This is a genomic window from Brachybacterium sp. AG952, from assembly GCF_004362645.1.
GTDB lineage: Bacteria > Actinomycetota > Actinomycetes > Actinomycetales > Dermabacteraceae > Brachybacterium > Brachybacterium conglomeratum.
Window position 1 is genome coordinate 107,580 of the sequence record NZ_SNXV01000003.1, and the last position, 14,262, is coordinate 121,841.

17 protein-coding genes are annotated in these 14,262 nt (G+C 69.9%); 3 read left to right on the top strand and 14 right to left on the bottom strand.

Translation table 11 applies throughout. The features are described 5' to 3' along the window. Positions 1-57: 57 nt before the first annotated feature. Entirely contained in the window at positions 58-354 is a 297-nt protein-coding gene (locus DEU31_RS08745; RefSeq protein ID WP_133676846.1) for a hypothetical protein, read from the top strand. Positions 355-554: 200 nt separating this feature from the next. Here DEU31_RS08745 and DEU31_RS08750 read toward each other — a convergent pair whose 3' ends face one another. The 11 genes from DEU31_RS08750 to glnA all read right to left on the bottom strand — a co-directional run bounded on the left by DEU31_RS08750 (position 555) and on the right by glnA (position 9,247). Next, entirely contained in the window at positions 555-1,217 is a 663-nt protein-coding gene (locus DEU31_RS08750; protein ID WP_133676847.1) for a recombinase family protein, read from the bottom strand. A gap of 266 nt (positions 1,218-1,483) precedes the next feature. Then, entirely contained in the window at positions 1,484-1,693 is a 210-nt protein-coding gene (locus tag DEU31_RS08755) for a hypothetical protein (protein ID WP_133676848.1), read from the bottom strand. Positions 1,694-1,826: 133 nt separating this feature from the next. Next, positions 1,827-2,387 (bottom strand): hypothetical protein, encoded by a 561-nt coding sequence (locus DEU31_RS08760; protein ID WP_133676849.1) that lies wholly within the window; start codon positions 2,385-2,387, stop codon positions 1,827-1,829. Continuing rightward, positions 2,384-2,704 carry a hypothetical protein gene (locus tag DEU31_RS08765; RefSeq protein WP_133676850.1) on the bottom strand — a complete coding sequence of 107 codons (321 nt, stop codon included), beginning with the start codon at positions 2,702-2,704 and terminating at the stop codon, positions 2,384-2,386. Before DEU31_RS08765 ends, DEU31_RS08760 begins: the two co-directional genes overlap by 4 nt. Before the next feature lie 408 nt (positions 2,705-3,112). Next, positions 3,113-3,673: a hypothetical protein gene (locus DEU31_RS08770; RefSeq protein ID WP_133676851.1), complete on the bottom strand. Its 561-nt coding sequence runs from the start codon at positions 3,671-3,673 to the stop codon at positions 3,113-3,115. A 283-nt stretch (positions 3,674-3,956) separates the two neighbouring features. Beyond that, the gene (locus DEU31_RS08780; RefSeq protein ID WP_133676853.1) at positions 3,957-5,300 is read right to left on the bottom strand and encodes a DUF3631 domain-containing protein; all 1,344 of its coding nucleotides are present in this window, start codon (positions 5,298-5,300) and stop codon (positions 3,957-3,959) included. After that, the gene (locus DEU31_RS16795) at positions 5,297-5,626 is read right to left on the bottom strand and encodes a hypothetical protein (RefSeq protein ID WP_166649448.1); all 330 of its coding nucleotides are present in this window, start codon (positions 5,624-5,626) and stop codon (positions 5,297-5,299) included. The genes DEU31_RS08780 and DEU31_RS16795 overlap by 4 nt, the downstream gene beginning before the upstream one ends. Then, the gene (locus DEU31_RS08790; RefSeq protein WP_133676854.1) at positions 5,623-5,865 is read right to left on the bottom strand and encodes a helix-turn-helix domain-containing protein; all 243 of its coding nucleotides are present in this window, start codon (positions 5,863-5,865) and stop codon (positions 5,623-5,625) included. Before DEU31_RS08790 ends, DEU31_RS16795 begins: the two co-directional genes overlap by 4 nt. 138 nt (positions 5,866-6,003) lie before the next feature. Next, positions 6,004-6,549, bottom strand: a complete 546-nt coding sequence (locus DEU31_RS08795) for a hypothetical protein (protein ID WP_133676855.1) — start codon at positions 6,547-6,549, stop codon at positions 6,004-6,006. Continuing rightward, positions 6,542-7,672 (bottom strand): site-specific integrase, encoded by a 1,131-nt coding sequence (locus DEU31_RS08800; protein ID WP_133676856.1) that lies wholly within the window; start codon positions 7,670-7,672, stop codon positions 6,542-6,544. Before DEU31_RS08800 ends, DEU31_RS08795 begins: the two co-directional genes overlap by 8 nt. 144 nt (positions 7,673-7,816) lie before the next feature. Then, the gene (glnA, locus tag DEU31_RS08805; protein WP_010551627.1) at positions 7,817-9,247 is read right to left on the bottom strand and encodes a type I glutamate--ammonia ligase; all 1,431 of its coding nucleotides are present in this window, start codon (positions 9,245-9,247) and stop codon (positions 7,817-7,819) included. 178 nt (positions 9,248-9,425) lie between these two features. Here glnA and DEU31_RS08810 point away from each other — a divergent pair, with 178 nt between their 5' ends. Beyond that, positions 9,426-9,860, top strand: coding sequence for an RDD family protein (locus DEU31_RS08810; protein WP_133676857.1), 435 nt, complete (start codon positions 9,426-9,428; stop codon positions 9,858-9,860). Positions 9,861-10,112: 252 nt separating this feature from the next. Here the strand turns inward: DEU31_RS08810 and DEU31_RS08815 are convergent, their stop codons facing one another. The 3 genes from DEU31_RS08815 to lipB all read right to left on the bottom strand — a co-directional run bounded on the left by DEU31_RS08815 (position 10,113) and on the right by lipB (position 12,686). After that, the gene (locus tag DEU31_RS08815; protein ID WP_010551625.1) at positions 10,113-10,871 is read right to left on the bottom strand and encodes a DUF4191 domain-containing protein; all 759 of its coding nucleotides are present in this window, start codon (positions 10,869-10,871) and stop codon (positions 10,113-10,115) included. A 32-nt stretch (positions 10,872-10,903) separates the two neighbouring features. After that, on the bottom strand, positions 10,904-11,926 hold the full coding sequence (gene lipA, locus DEU31_RS08820) for a lipoyl synthase (protein WP_133676858.1): 1,023 nt from the start codon (positions 11,924-11,926) through the stop codon (positions 10,904-10,906). A 61-nt stretch (positions 11,927-11,987) separates the two neighbouring features. Continuing rightward, on the bottom strand, positions 11,988-12,686 hold the full coding sequence (lipB, locus tag DEU31_RS08825; protein WP_010551623.1) for a lipoyl(octanoyl) transferase LipB: 699 nt from the start codon (positions 12,684-12,686) through the stop codon (positions 11,988-11,990). Between the two features lie 324 nt (positions 12,687-13,010). Between lipB and DEU31_RS08830 the strand changes: the two genes are divergently transcribed. Further along, positions 13,011-14,261 (top strand): hypothetical protein, encoded by a 1,251-nt coding sequence (locus DEU31_RS08830; protein ID WP_133676859.1) that lies wholly within the window; start codon positions 13,011-13,013, stop codon positions 14,259-14,261. The last annotated feature ends 1 nt before the right edge of the window (position 14,262 follow it).

The following is a 14,262-nucleotide window of genomic DNA, read 5'->3' on the forward strand; positions in this document are numbered from 1 at the left end:
CTTTCCATTATACTGAGAAGCGTCCACCCTGCAACAACCGCCCAGGTCAGGAGCACCATGAACACCGATGATGGCCAGATCCCGAACGATCCCCACGCGAATCTCAAGCGGTACGCGCCACGGTCCGAACAGCTCAGCTTCGAGGTGCAGGCAGCGTTCTCGCAGTTCCTCGGCTCCGTCGAGAACATCGGCCCCGACGTCGTCGGAGCCCAGCTCCAGCCCCTCCTCGTCGACCTGATCACCGCGCACACGTCAGCGATCCTCCGAGCGGTCACCGACCTCGAGCTCGACTTCGCCAGGCACCGACTCGGCGTCACCGACCTCCCCGACGATGCCGACCCCACCACGCCATGACGAGCACCCCCTGGAACTCAACCCAGAGGGGTCGAGCCCATGGAACAACAGGGATCGACTGTCGACGCTGATCCCCGCCGGCAACATTGCCCACCGCCTCCACGCGCGCGAGAGTGGGCCACTTCGAACGGTTCGAACCTCTCACACGCGCGAGAGAGCGGGCGGCTCCGTACGGTACGAAGCGGCCCCACGCGCGAGGCTCAGGCCGCGGCCGGCTCCCGCTCGAGCACCTGCCGAACGGTCGCAGGCCACCACCTCCCACCCGCCGCCGTCGACACTCCCTCGGCAGTCAGGGTCTCGGCGATCTTCCGCAGAGACAGTCCCTCGGCGCGCAGGGCACGGATCCTCGCCTCAGTCTCCGCCGCGAGGGCGCGTGGACGGCCACCATTGCGCATCCGGTCCCGCACCTCCTCGGACAGGTTCGCCATGGCTTCCCGGGTCCGTGCCCCGTTCATCTCGGACTCGTACTGCGCCGCGGACAGCAGCATTCCGGCGACCATGCGGCCCTGCGGTGTGGACATGTCGAGGGACGACGAGATATCGACCAGCGCCCAGCCCTGCGCTTTCGCGGTCGCCATGAGGTCGGCCCCGTCGAGCAGGGAGCGGGAGAGGCGGTCGAGCTTCGCGACGACGAGCAGGTCTGCCTCGCCTGCCTTCATGCGGGCTTTCGCGGTGTCGAGGCCGGGGCGCTTCGCTCGGGTGCCGGAGATGCCGGCGTCGGTCACGATGTCGACCAGGTGCCAGCCGCGCAGCTCGGCGGTGGTGCGGATCGCGAGCAGCTGTGCCTCGAGGCCGAGGCCGGAGTCTGCCTGTTCGGTGGTGGAGACGCGGATGTAGCCGAGTGCGCGAGGCGGGGTGCTCATGGCGGGAGAATACTAAAGGGGAACCCCTTTTGTATACGGACGGTGTGAGTCAGACTCACACCCCCGTCCAAGGCGCGCACGTTGATCGCTCCCCCAATCGGGGGAGTTGCAGGTCAGACCGCCCTAGACATCAAACAGGGTGCGGAGAAAGTCCGCACCCATGCTGTGAGTTGGACTCACGCCATCCGGGCATGAAAGCGGCCCGCCCCCGCGGAAAGGAACACGGGGACGGGCCAGTCAGTGCGCGGCGTCCAGCCGCATTGCGTCTACCCCTCGAGGTCGACGCCTCGGGACTCGAGGATCTGCCGAAGCATCTCCGCGTGGCCTTCGAGCTTCGCGGCCTGAGTGTCGGTCAGGTTCACCTCGGAGTCGAGCAGCGCGGCCCGGGTCAGCTCGAGCGCGGACAGCGTCTCGCGCCAGAACTCGAGCCAGTCCTCTTCGGACAGGTGCCGCATGTCCGGGGTCTCCTCGCTCACCAGCCGCCTCCGGCGTTGTGCCCATCATTGTTGGCGAGGGCGTCGCCGCCTTCGAAGATGAACGCCCGGCGGGGCTGCTCGTCGTCCTGTTCCTGCTCGTGCGTCTGCTCGGCCATCTCTCGATCCTTCCTCCTCAGAACATCGGCTTGTCGCCGGGGCGGGGCTTGTACGGCATCGACAGACGCATCCCCGTCTCCATCGACCTGCTGAGCCGGCCCCTGCTGTCCGTCTTTGCGGCGTAGGCCTGGTACGCGGCGAGGCGGGAGGGGCGGTCGGCGAGGAATGCCTGCACGACGCTCTGGACGCCGTTGCGGATCCCGACGGTGAACGCGGCGAGGGCCTGGTCCTCGTCGCCGATCATCTCGGCTTCCTCGAGTACAGCCTCGAGTCGCCCATCGCTGAGCGCGGACGATGCCCGGTCGAGCGCGGACCGGTAGGACGCCATGCGGGCCGGATCGTTGGACGGGGGTCGCACGAGCTTCCGCTCTGCGTCACGCTCCGATGCCTTCACGGCGTCGTCGTGCTGCTGGCGGAGCTGGTGCATCTCCTGCTCGGCCTGGGTCCACAGGTCGTCGATCCCGCGCTGTCGCGCGTCGGGGGTGAGGTCCTCGTCGCCGGCGATCGCGTAGCCCTTGGCGGTGGTGGTCTTGGACAGCTGCTCGGCCTGGGCGAGGATCTGGTCTGCGCTGCTCATCGGTTCTGATCCTCCCGCTTGCGGGAGCTCTGCTCGAGGGCTTCGGCGAGCAGCATCTTTCCGGTGAGCCGGTTGCCGTACACGTCGGCCGGGTGCGTCTCCTCGGCGGGCTCGTCGCCGTGGCGAGTGACGTGCACCTTTCTGCCCTCGTCCTGCTCGAGTGCTTCGGCGAACGAACCGGCCTGGGGGCGGGTCGTCGCGAGGTTGTCGATGGACTGCTGGAAGTCGGGGCGGGGTCCTCGGCTCGAGTCCCATCCGGGGTTGCGGTCGATCCCGTCGGCGATCGCGTCGGTTCCGTGGTCGTCATTCCTCGGCATTGCCGTCTCCTGTCTCCGGCCTCGGGGGCCGGGTGTGCTGTCGCACGTAGTCACCGGGGATGGACCATCCGTCCCCGCTCTTCGCTGCTGGCACGCGGTCCTCACGGCAGAGGCGGCGGACGTAGGACGGGGAGCAGCCCCATCGCGTCGCAGCCTCGGTGACCGTGTACGTGTCGGCATGGGGTGAGCGTGTCCCGAGTACCGCCGCGGCGTCCCAGACGGAACCCTCAGCCGTCGCGGTCCTGGTCAGCCCTCCCGCGGTGGCGAGCATGTTGAGCAGGCTCGAGGTACTGACCGGAACCGGTGCGTACCCGTCTCGGGCCCGGATTACGTCAGCGCCACGGACGGCGAGCTCGAACAGCAGCCGGCACGCCTCCGTGTCGAGGGTGAGCCCTCCGTGCATCGCTCTCACCGCGCACCGCCGATCCGGCGCAGCTCTGCCACCATCGCCGCCTCTGCGGCCTCCCGCTGGCCCGTAGACAGCCCCGCAGCGTCCATACCGGCCCGGAGCGCCCGGGCGACCTGTTCGCCCTGCTGTGCGCTGATCTGAGTCATGCGCGTGTCAAGGTCGAGTCGGGCGATCAGCTCGAGCACCTTCGCGGTCCGGTCCATCGCCCGCTCGAACAGGGCCACGTCAGCGCGAACCTGCTCGGACCCGATGCCGTTCATGCCCGCGTACTCGTCGAGGGCGGAGACGCGCTGCTCGAGCACGTCCCGCCATGCGACGGCGAGCCCCGCGGTGTTCAGCATCTCCCGGTACACGTCGGTGAGGGTGAGCGGGTCGCGGGCGCCGGAGAGTCGGGCGACCTCTCGGGTCGCTTCCTGCTCGGCGAGACGCCGCCGCGAGGCGGCGAGGACTCGGGGGGACTTCCCCCCGTGGGAGGCGCAGACCTTCCCGCCTCGCATCGGTGGGCGTCCGCACTGTTCGCCGGCGCGGTTGGTGGCCGTGCATCGCTTCGGGTCGATCATCGGGCGCCTCCCTTGCGGGCGCTGCGTTCCCTCGGTGTGAGTCCGCCCCACACGCCGGTGTCCTCTCCGGCGGTGATCCCGTACCGGGCGCACGCGACCATCACGGGACAGTCGAGACAGGCGCGGGTCGCGAACTCGAGCTCCCTCCCACTGCTGCCGTGCCATTCGGCAGACCGGGTGCCCTGGCATGGGATGGGGGCGGTCGTGTCGTCGAGTGCTGTGGTGAGGGATCGCCATTCGTTGAGGGCCCAGACGGGGACTCCGAGGGCGGCGGGTGCGGGGCTCATGCGTCCACCTCCCAGCAGTCACCGGAGCAGCCCGGTTCGTTGCAGGACGGGCAGAGGATCCCCGACGGTTCCGACGGCTCGGACGGTTTCGACGGTTCGATTGGGAGGGGGTCTGCAGACCGTCGGGAACCGTCGTCCAGCCCCACAGCTCGCCATGCACGGACGAACGCGGCCCGGAAGTAGCCGCGCCGGTCGGTCGCGTCCTTCGCTGACCGGATCGAGAAGTGCTTGACGAGCATCCTGCCCATGCGCTGAGAGGTGAGGTCGCTACCGAACGGCGACGACATAGACCATCGTTCGGGATGGGTCACGATGAGGTGGGAGAGGATCTCTCTAGTAGGGAGGAAAGGGGTTTCCTCCTGGGAGAAGAGGTCGTGAACGTCCCGGATCAGGTGCACGTGAATGGGCATCGTCGACAGCCCCTCCTCGCGATCCCTCGCGATCTCTTCGAGGTTCGCTTCGATCATCCGATCGACCCGTTCGGCCCAGTCACCGCCCGCGAACACGGCGACGCGCTTCAGCGGCAACCATCGTTCCTTCAACCGCCCGACGCAGCCCTTCGGCACCTCGGGGCGGGTCCGCCTCACCTCGTCGCGGATCGAGTCCGCCCACACGGCGATCTGCTCGCCGAGGTCTCGTGCATCGGGCTCGAGCACCTCCCAGTCGGTCTCCTCCACGTCACCCTCGGCGGCGGGGAACATCGTCACGACGATGGACCGTTGCATGGTGTCCTCGGGAAGATCCGGCGCGTTGCCGGCCATGGCGACCGGAGCGAACGTCGGCAGGTTCTTCGCCTCCCAGCCGTTGTCCTTCGACGGCACGAGCACGGGCCGCATCCCGCCGACCTTGTACCCGCTGTTGAGCACGCCGAGCACGTCTTCGATCCCGGGCTTGTTGGGGCTGAGCGCCTTCTCTGCCTCGTCGATCAGCAGCACGGACGACTGCGCGGCGAGGATCCGCGGAATGAGTGCGGACGACGACACGGAGGACATCTGCACGGGGTTGGGGACGAGCCGCTCGAGGTGCTCGAGGACGGTCGTCTTCCCACTGCCGGGCATCGGCGACGTAAGGATCAGCCGCGGGGTCGTGTAGGACTCGGCGGCTAGGTGAGTGTGCACGGCCCACAGCGCGAGCAGGTCGAGGTCGTCATCGGACGCCGGCGAAAGGTACTTGCCGAGGTGGGCTCGCACGGTGTCGACGACGGTTTCTGTACCCCTCTCCGGTGAACCGTCGAGACTGTCTGAGCCGTCGGAACCGTCGGGGGCGGGGGGCTGCGTGTAGCGGTCGGTCACCTGGCGCAGCTCGAGGTCCAGCTCGGCGGGGAGGTAGTCGCGGCTCATCGGGTCACCCCCAGCAGGGTGTCCATCGCGACGGCGACCGGTCCGCGCCGGTCGGGGTGCATCGGTAGCGGGGTCTCGTCGAGGTAGGACCCCCACGGCGGGGCCGGGGGACGCCCGTACTCGCGCCAGATCGCGGGGTCACTGTCCGGGTCCATGAGCGGGCCGTGCAGCATCCCGATCCCGCCGTCGACGGGCGCGGGGGTGGTGTGGTCGCGCAGGTGCGAGAACCGGGTAGTCCCGGTATCCTGAGGGTGCGTCGCCACAACGCTCTTGGAGACCGCCCCCGCCGCCTTCCGGGGGCGGTTTCTTCTGTCCGGTGCGCTCATCGGGCACCACCCGACTTCGCGGCCGGGATCGGGGTCAGCAGTGCGTCGAGCTCTCGGACGTCGACGCGGATCGCGCGCTTCCCGAGCCTGTAGCCGGTGATGCGACCCTCGGCGATGTACTTCCGCAGGCCAGCGGTCGTGAGGGACAGGTACTCCGCGCCCTCTGAGAGGGGAATGTAGCGGGGGGTGCTGGTGTGCTGGGCTGCTCCTGTGGCAGCTGTGAGTCCGGGGTGGGACATGAAAAACGCCTCCGGGCGTGACGAGGTTGCCCGGATCTAAGGGGCGTTGTCGTCGACGCGCGAGGCGTGGACCCGGTCTACTCCACCGGAGGGGGAAGGGTTGGCTACCTTCCTGCGGTCCATTCTACTACATGATGCTCAGTTCCACTTAGAGGCGTCCCAGATCGCCTTACGGAACAGCGCAACATCCAAGTCGGCCGCGCCGGACTCGTGTGCAAGCTCGAGCACGGCCTCCACCGGGGCGGCGGCTGCTCGGATCTCCCCGCCTCTTCCGCACCTGCAGCGAGCCAACCCGAACTTCCGCACAACGCCATCGAGCACCCTCGGCACGGGTGGGCCCTGCCTGTGCTCTCCACGCCCGTGGTGGTAGGCGTTCGAGATGATCCGTGCTTCGCGGGGATCCGTGACGGGTTCCGTGCCACGGAGCCAGTAGAACCCGTCACCGGAGGGAGACCGGTAGTCCCGCGGGGTCTGCGCTCCATCCCCAGGCTCCATGGCCTGCCATGCCCGCGCCTCGCGGTCCGTCATGTCGGTCAGGCGTCCCCAGTAGTAGCCTGCCCCGTCCCAGCGCGGCATGCGCACAAGCCGCGCGAGCACAGCGCGACCGTGCCCCTTCCCCGTGCACGTGATCGCGATCGTCGGCCCTTCAGTGGGGCGCAGGTCCCTACCCTCGAGGTCACGCATCGTCGCTCGTTTCCTGTGCTGCTGCGATCACGGCGCCCAGTGCGTCGGCGATGGACCGATCACGCTCCCGCACCGCGTGCTGGTACCCCATCGCGATGGTGGGGGAGGTGTGCCCGAGCCGCGACATGAGCTCACGCGTGGTCGCGCCCGTGCCCGCGGCGAGCGTCGCGCCGGTGTGTCGGAGGTCGTGAGGCTTCACGTCCCCGAGCTTCGCCCGCTCCGCAGCGGTCCGCACCATGTACAGGAACCCCGTGTAGGACAGCGGTTCGCCCGCGTTCCTGGGGGAGGGGAACAGGTGCCCGCCCGGCCCGTCCGCGGCGTGGTCCCGGAGCTGCTCGAGCACGTCGGCGTGCAGCTCGTCGGGGTAGTGTACTGTGCGTGCGCTCGAGGCGGTCTTCACCGGCCCGACGCGGCCCGAGTTGGCGTGCACCGCAGAGGCCGTCTCTCGAATGTTCAGCGCGTGCGAGCGCGTGTCCACGTCGCGCCGGCGCAGCCCCAGCACCTCGCCGGGGCGGAGCGCGCAGTAGGCGGCGAGCTGGATCGCGAGCCGGCGATCCTCCGGGACCTGCTCGGCGAGAGCGGTCACCTCAGCGACGGTGAGGGCGCGCCCCTCCCGCTTCCGCTCGTACTGCCCAGCACCGCGGACCTTCGCCGGCGACTCGGAGATGACTCCCTCGTCGACCGCGGCGCGGAACACCTGGGCGAGGACCCGGTACGCGTTCGCTCGCGCTGCCGGCTTGTCGCTGGGGAAGATCCCGAGCCAGCGCCGCACCATCACGGGCGTCACCTTGGACATGGGCGTGGTGCCGAACGTCGGCGTGATCCAACGGTCGAGCTGGACCTGGTAGTGGTAGCGGGTCCGCTCGCGCACCTGGTGCGTCTTGAGCCATGCCTCGGCGTACTCGCCGACGGTGATCCGGTCGTCCCGGCCCCGCCATGCGCCGCTCGTGATCGCGGCGTGCTGTGCCGAGAGCCATGCCTCGGCGTCGATCTTCGCCTCGAACGTGGTGGGGGCGTTGCGCCGCTCCCCAGCGGGGTCCAGGTAGCTCGCCTGGTATCGCCCGCTGGGGAGCTTGCGCAGCTTCCCGAAGGACCGTCGGGTCCTCCGTGCTTTCCGTGCCACTGTGCCGCTCCTGCCGACCGTGCACCTACGTGCACTTGCTCCGTACTACTCGGTTGCACTTGATCTTAGTGCACGGAGCGTCTACAGTACAGACAACTCCCCGAGAGTACGCAGGTCACATCAGCATTCGCGGATCAGTTCCGCTCAGATGTCGTAGTACAGCTCGAACTCGTGCGGGTGCGGGCGGAAGCGGAACGGATCGATCTCCGTGGTGCGCTTGAGCTCGATCCAGGTGGAGATGAGGTCCTCGGGGAACACGTCGCCCTCGGTGAGGTAGTCGTGGTCGGCCTCGAGGGCGTCCAGCGCCGCACCCAGCGAGTCGGGCAGCTGCTGGATCTGCGCGTGCTCCTCCGGCGGGAGCTCGTAGAGGTCCTTGTCGATCGGCTCGGGCGGCTCGATCCGGTTGCGGATGCCGTCGATGCCGGCCATGAGCTGCGCGGCGAAGGACAGGTACGGGTTCGCCGAGGGGTCCGGGGCGCGGAACTCGACGCGCTTGGCCTTCGGGGAGGAGCCCGTGACGGGGATGCGAATGGCGGCGGAGCGGTTACGGGCCGAGTAGACCATGTTCACCGGCGCCTCGAAGCCCGGCACCAGGCGCTTGAAGGAGTTCACCGTGGGGTTGGTGAACGCGGTCAGCGAGGGGGAGTGGGCGATGATGCCGCCGATGTACCAGCGGGCGATGTCAGAGAGGCCGCCGTAGCCGCGCTCGTCGAAGAACAGCGGCTCGCCGTCCTTCCACAGCGACTGGTGGGTGTGCATGCCCGAGCCGTTGTCGCCGAACAGGGGCTTGGGCATGAAGGTCGCGGTCTTGCCGGCGTCCCACACGGTGTTCTTCACGACGTACTTGAACTTCATGACGTCGTCGGCCGCCTGCAGCAGCGTGTTGAAGCGGTAGTTGATCTCCTGCTGGCCCGCGGTGCCGACCTCGTGGTGGGCACGCTCGACCTGCAGGCCGGTGTCCTCGAGCACGGAGACGATCTCGTCGCGGAGATCCGCCATCTGGTCGTTCGGCGGGACGGGGAAGTACCCGCCCTTGAGACGGGTCTTGTAGCCCTGGTTGCCGCCGAACTCGGACTCGTCGCGGTCGGTGTTCCACACCGCCTCGTCGGAGTCGATCGAGTAGAAGCCGGAGTTGACCGACGTCTTGAAGCGGACGTCGTCGAAGATGTAGAACTCGGCCTCGGCCGCGAAGAACGCGGTGTCCGCGATACCGGTGGACTTCAGGTACTCCTCGGCCTTCGAGGCGACGGTGCGCGGGTCGCGGGAGTAGGGCTCGTCGGTGAACGGATCCACGATCGAGAAGTTGACGATCAGGGTCTTCCGCTCGCGGAACGGATCCAGGTACGCGGTCTCCAGGTCCGGCACGAGCTTCATGTCCGACTCGTGGATGGCCTGGAACCCGCGGATCGAGGAGCCGTCGAAGAGCTGGCCGGTCGCGATGGCCTCCTCGTCGAAGGTGCTCGCCGGCACGTTGAAGTGCTGCATGACGCCGGGGAGATCGCAGAAGCGGATGTCGATGAACTCGACGCCCTCCTCCTCGATGTACTTCGTGACCTCGCTGGGATTGTTGAACACGTCTCCTCCATCCGCGCCGGGCGGCGCGTGTAGTGCTGTCTCACCCCGAGGGGCCGAACCTGTCGAGTGCCGAGGAACCGCGTCGGGCCCGGACTCGGGTGAGACCAAGCTTAGGGGCAGTGGTGCCCCGCGCCCGGGGAGCCCGGCGATTCCCAGCACGGCCGCGTAGGCTCCGCCCGTGATCGATCGCAAGGACCTCGGCTCCTGGATGGACGGCCCGCCCGGGGAGGCCGGCTACGTCAAGGGCTCCGCTCTCGGACTGCCGGCCACGGGCCGCGGCGCCGTCGCGCCGTTCTGGCGCCGACCCCTCTCGCTGATCGTCGACTGGGGACTGTGCGTGGGCATCTCGGCCCTGCTGCTCGGCGGCGACCCGCTGGCGAACCTGATCCTCTTCGCAGCGGTGAACATGCTGTTCCTGACGCTTTTCGGCGTGACCCCGGGCCAGTTCCTGCTGCGGGTGCGGGTCGTCCCCGTCAGCGGCCGCAGCCCGATGCTGCTGCGCGCGGTGGTGCGCACCGCGCTGATGCTGCTGGTGCTCCCGGCAGTGGTCTGGAACCGCGACACCCAGCCACTGCACGACGTCGTCGCGGGCACCGCGGTCGTCACCCTCTGACGGGGTCCGCCGCCTCGCCTGCGCGGCGGGAAAAAGCACTCCAGCACCCCTGGACGCGCCCTGTCGACCCGCAGGACGCCTCCCCACTTCATCCCGCTGACCTGCGTCGATGCCGAATGTCACGAAAAGGTCACGCAGATAACGAGAAGGTCACGGCCGCCTCCCGGCCCCACGGGCAGCCCTTCCGCGCACAGCACGACGCCCCCTCCCGCCGCAGCGGGAGGGGGCGTCGCCGAGAGGGCGGGTGCCGGGTCAGCGGCCGCGCATCGCCTTGCGGTTCGGACGGGCGCGCATCGGGTCCACGCCCTTGGGCACCTGCTGGCGCAGTGAGCGGTGCAGCGCGTTCAGGCGCTTGGTCACCTGTGCGGACTCCTGCTTGGTCAGCTGCTTCTTCATGCGCTGCATGTAGGTGGGGAGCTTGTGCAGCGGCACCTCGCCCTCGCCGTCGCCGACGACGATCTGATGGACCGGCACGTTGTCGTGCTGGAGCACGCGCCGGATGCTGCGCCGCTCCTTCTCCAGCAGCTTCATCGAGATGCCCGTGGAGTCCTCGGCCACGACCGCGATGCCCGCCCGTCCCGAGGCGCGGAAGAGCATCTTCTGGCTGCGGGGATCGATCTGCACCGGCTCGTCCTCGACGTTCCAGCCGCGGCGGATCGACTGCATCGCGGCGAGCGCCGCGCCGGTCTGGCCCTTGATGCGGTCGAAGGCCGCTCGCTCCGCCTTGCGCGCCAGGATGATCATCGCGATCAGCACGCCGACGGCGAGGCCCATGAAGATGCCGTACCAGGGGCTGTCGAAGATCAGCACGGTCAGCAGCACGCCGACGGCGATCGCGCCGACGACCGCGAGGATCATCAGCGGCAGGGTCGACCGGTCGACCTCCTGCGTGTACTTGAAGACCTCGAGCATCTGCTTGAGGCGACCGGGCTTCTTCGTGCCGTCGGCGTTGCGCTTGCCGCGCTTCTTCGTGTCGTCCTTGGCGGACGTGGTCTCGGACGTGCGAGCCATGGGGGATGTGTCCTCTCGGGGCCGGCGGAGCGTCAGCTCGCGGCGGCCTGCTGGGTGCGGGCGACGACGCTCGCAGCTTCCTGACGGGCGGGCTGATCGGAGTCGAGGTGGCGGAGGTTCTCCGGGATCTCGCGGCCGAGCTCGCGCATCGCCTGCGCCCAGAGCTTCCCGGCACGGTACGAGGAGCGGACCATCGGACCGGCCATCACCGCGAGGAAGCCCATCTCCCTCGCGGCCTCGGACAGCTCGACGAACTGCTGGGGCTTCACCCAGCGGTCGATCGGGTGGTGCAGCTTCGAGGGCCGCATGTACTGGGTGATGGTGAGGATGTCGCAGCCGGCGTCGACCAGGGCCTGCATCGACTCCAGGATCTCTTCGTCCGTCTCGCCCATCCCGAGGATGAGGTTGGACTTGGTGATCATCCCGGCGTCCTTGCCCATCGAGATGACGTCCAGCGACCGGTCGTAGCGGAAGGCGGGACGGATCTGCTTGAAGATCCGCGGCACCGTCTCCAGGTTGTGCGCGAACACCTCCGGCTTCGCCTCGAACACCTGCTGGAGGTGCTCGCCGCGGCCCTTGATGTCGTCGATCAGCAGCTCGACGCCCGTGCCGGGGTTCATCGCGTGGATCTGCTGGCAGGTGCGGGCGAACAGCCCCGCCGCGCCGTCCTCGAGGTCGTCGCGGGCCACGCCCGTGATCGTCGAGTAGCGCAGGCCCATCTCCTTGACCGACTGCGCGACCTTGAACGGCTCCATCGGGTCCACCGCCATCGGCTTGCCGGTGGCGATGTTGCAGAAGTCGCAGCGCCGGGTGCAGGTGTCCCCGCCGATCAGGAAGGTCGCCTCCCGATCCTCCCAGCACTCGAAGATGTTCGGGCAGCCGGCCTCCTCGCAGACCGTGTGCAGGCCCTGGCCGTGCACGCGCTGCTTCATGGCCGTGTACTCGGGGCCCATCACGGCCCTGGTCTTGATCCATTCGGGCTTGCGCTCGATGGGGACCTCGGCGTTGCGCGCTTCGACGCGCAGCATGCGACGGCCCTCGGCAGCGATCGTCACCGTGATGCCTCCTCGTCTCGACGTCCCTGGAGTCTATCGATCCCGTCTGCTCGCGCGGCGCTCACAGCGCCCGTGCGGAGGTGCGGTGCGCCACGAGGTCGATCATCGCCTCGGCGACCGGGTCGAGCAGCTCGGCGACCGGCACCCTGCGGCCCAGCTCCCGGCTGAGACTGGTCACCCCGGCGTCGTCGATCCCGCACGGGATGACATTCTGGGCCCAGGAGAGGTCGTTGGCGCAGTTCAGGGCGAAGCCGTGCATCGTGGCGCGCTTCGAGACGCGCATCCCGATCGCGCACACCTTGCGCTCCTCCTCGCCCTCGGGAGCCACCCACACCCCGCTGCGCCCCTCGATCGGGACGGTCTCGAGGCCGAGCCCGGCGCAGACGCCGATGATCGCCTGCTCGAGGGCGCGCACGAATCCGACCACGTCGATCGGGATCGGGAGCTTCACGATCGGGTAGCCGACGAGCTGCTGCGGCCCGTGCCAGGTGATCTTCCCGCCCCGGTCGATGTCCACCACCTCGGCGCCGTCGCGGGGGCGCTCGTGGTCCTGGGTGAGCTTGCCCGCGGTGTAGACCGGCTGGTGCTCCAGCAGGAGCAGCGTGTCCGGCCGCTCGCCCGCGACCACCTCGGCGTGGATCCGGCGCTGCAGGTCCCAGGCGGCGCGGTAGTCCACCGGCCCCGGGGGCAGGTCGAACTGTGCGTGCCGGTCCTCGTGGAGGAGCGGCTCGCTGAGGCCGAGACGGATCACGTCGAGCATCGCTCCAGGCTACTCCTGCCGCGACCTGCGCGTTGTGGATGACCAGCAGGGGTGCGCGTCGCGGTGGGGTTCACTGTGGCCATGGACGAGGGGGAGCACGCAAGGAGCGGAGGGCGCCACAGGTTCGTCCTGGGGCCGACGGCCGACGGTCCGGGCCGCGACGGTCCGGGCCGGGAGGGCCCGGGACCCGCCGGCGCCGGCCTGGACGGTGCCGCCGGGGACCGGACCGGGCGCGAGGAGGAGAGCCTCGGTGCGCCGGGGCGGGAGGACGCGCTGAGGGTGCGGTGGCGGGGGCCGGAAGGGAGGGAGTCCGTCACCGCGGAGATGCAGCTGCTCGCCGCGCTCGAGGTGGCCGGGATCAGCGCAGCGCCGGACGTGATCGGCATGGAGGAGGACGGGTACATCCGCGAGACCGCCCCGCCGCTCGCGCGACGCCGCGGACGACGCGCCGCCGACGGCGGTGCCCCCGCGACGGGGGAGCGGGTGGCGCAGGCCCGGGCTCGGGAGGACCTGGAGGCCCTCGTCGCGGCGCTCCACGAGCGCGGCTGGGTGCTCGGGGCACCGCGGGGCCGCGGGCTCGGGGTCCGGGCCGACGGAAGCGTGCTGGTGCTCGACCTCAGCGGCCTGCGACGTGAGCAGTCCCTCGCCGTGCGCAGCGCGGATCTGCACTGGATCGACTCCGTGCTCGAGGACGAGGAGCGGACGCTGCGCCGACGGGTCCACGCCCTCCCTGGCGGGGGCGCGCCCTCGCTCGACCTTCCCGGACTCCTCGACGCCCCCGTGGGGGCGGGTCCGGCGGATCCGCCGGGGTTGCCGGGAGACCAGGGGGAGCCGGAGCGGCCGGACGCGGGACAGGAGGAGGCGGCAGAGGAGGAGGTCGACGCGGCCGACGCAGGACCTGTGGCGCCGCTTCCGGCGCCCCGGCTGCGCAGAGCGCGGACGGAGGCGCGGGCCGCGGGCGGAGCGGACGCCGGCTCATCACGTCGGCGCAGGTCCGGCGGTGCGCTCTCCGCGGTGCTGGGGCAGCGGCGACACCGGCGCACCGCCCTGCTCAGCGGGGCCGTGGTGCTCGCCCTCGGCCTCGGCGCGGCGGCGGCGATCACGCTGACCACGGACCGTCCGGAGCCGGCGCGACAGGCCCCCGCGGTCGTCGCCGGCGGAGCTCCTGCGGGCGCCGGCAGCTCTCAGGAGGGGCCGGTGCCCGCGATCGAGGACCCGTGGGCGCTGGCGGCGGAGCTCGCGGGCTCCCGCCACTCCTATCTCACCGGCGCCTCCGACGTGCCCGTCGCCGCCGAGGGCGGTGCCGCGCAGGAGGAGGACGAGCGCATCCGCGAGGCCTACGAGGGCTACGAGGTGCAGGGCAGCGGCCCCGTCGTGCACGAGGCCGATCTGATCGAGGGACCCGACGAGGACGGCAGGGCCGTGCTGCACGTGCTCGTCTCGACCGAGGCCGGCCAGGTGCGCGAGGGCTCCGGCCTCGTGCAGGAGACTCCGAACAGCGGTGCGGCGCAGGTCGATCTCGTGCTGGTCTGGGACGGGGCCCGCTGGAGGATCCTCGAGACGCGCACCGCGTGAG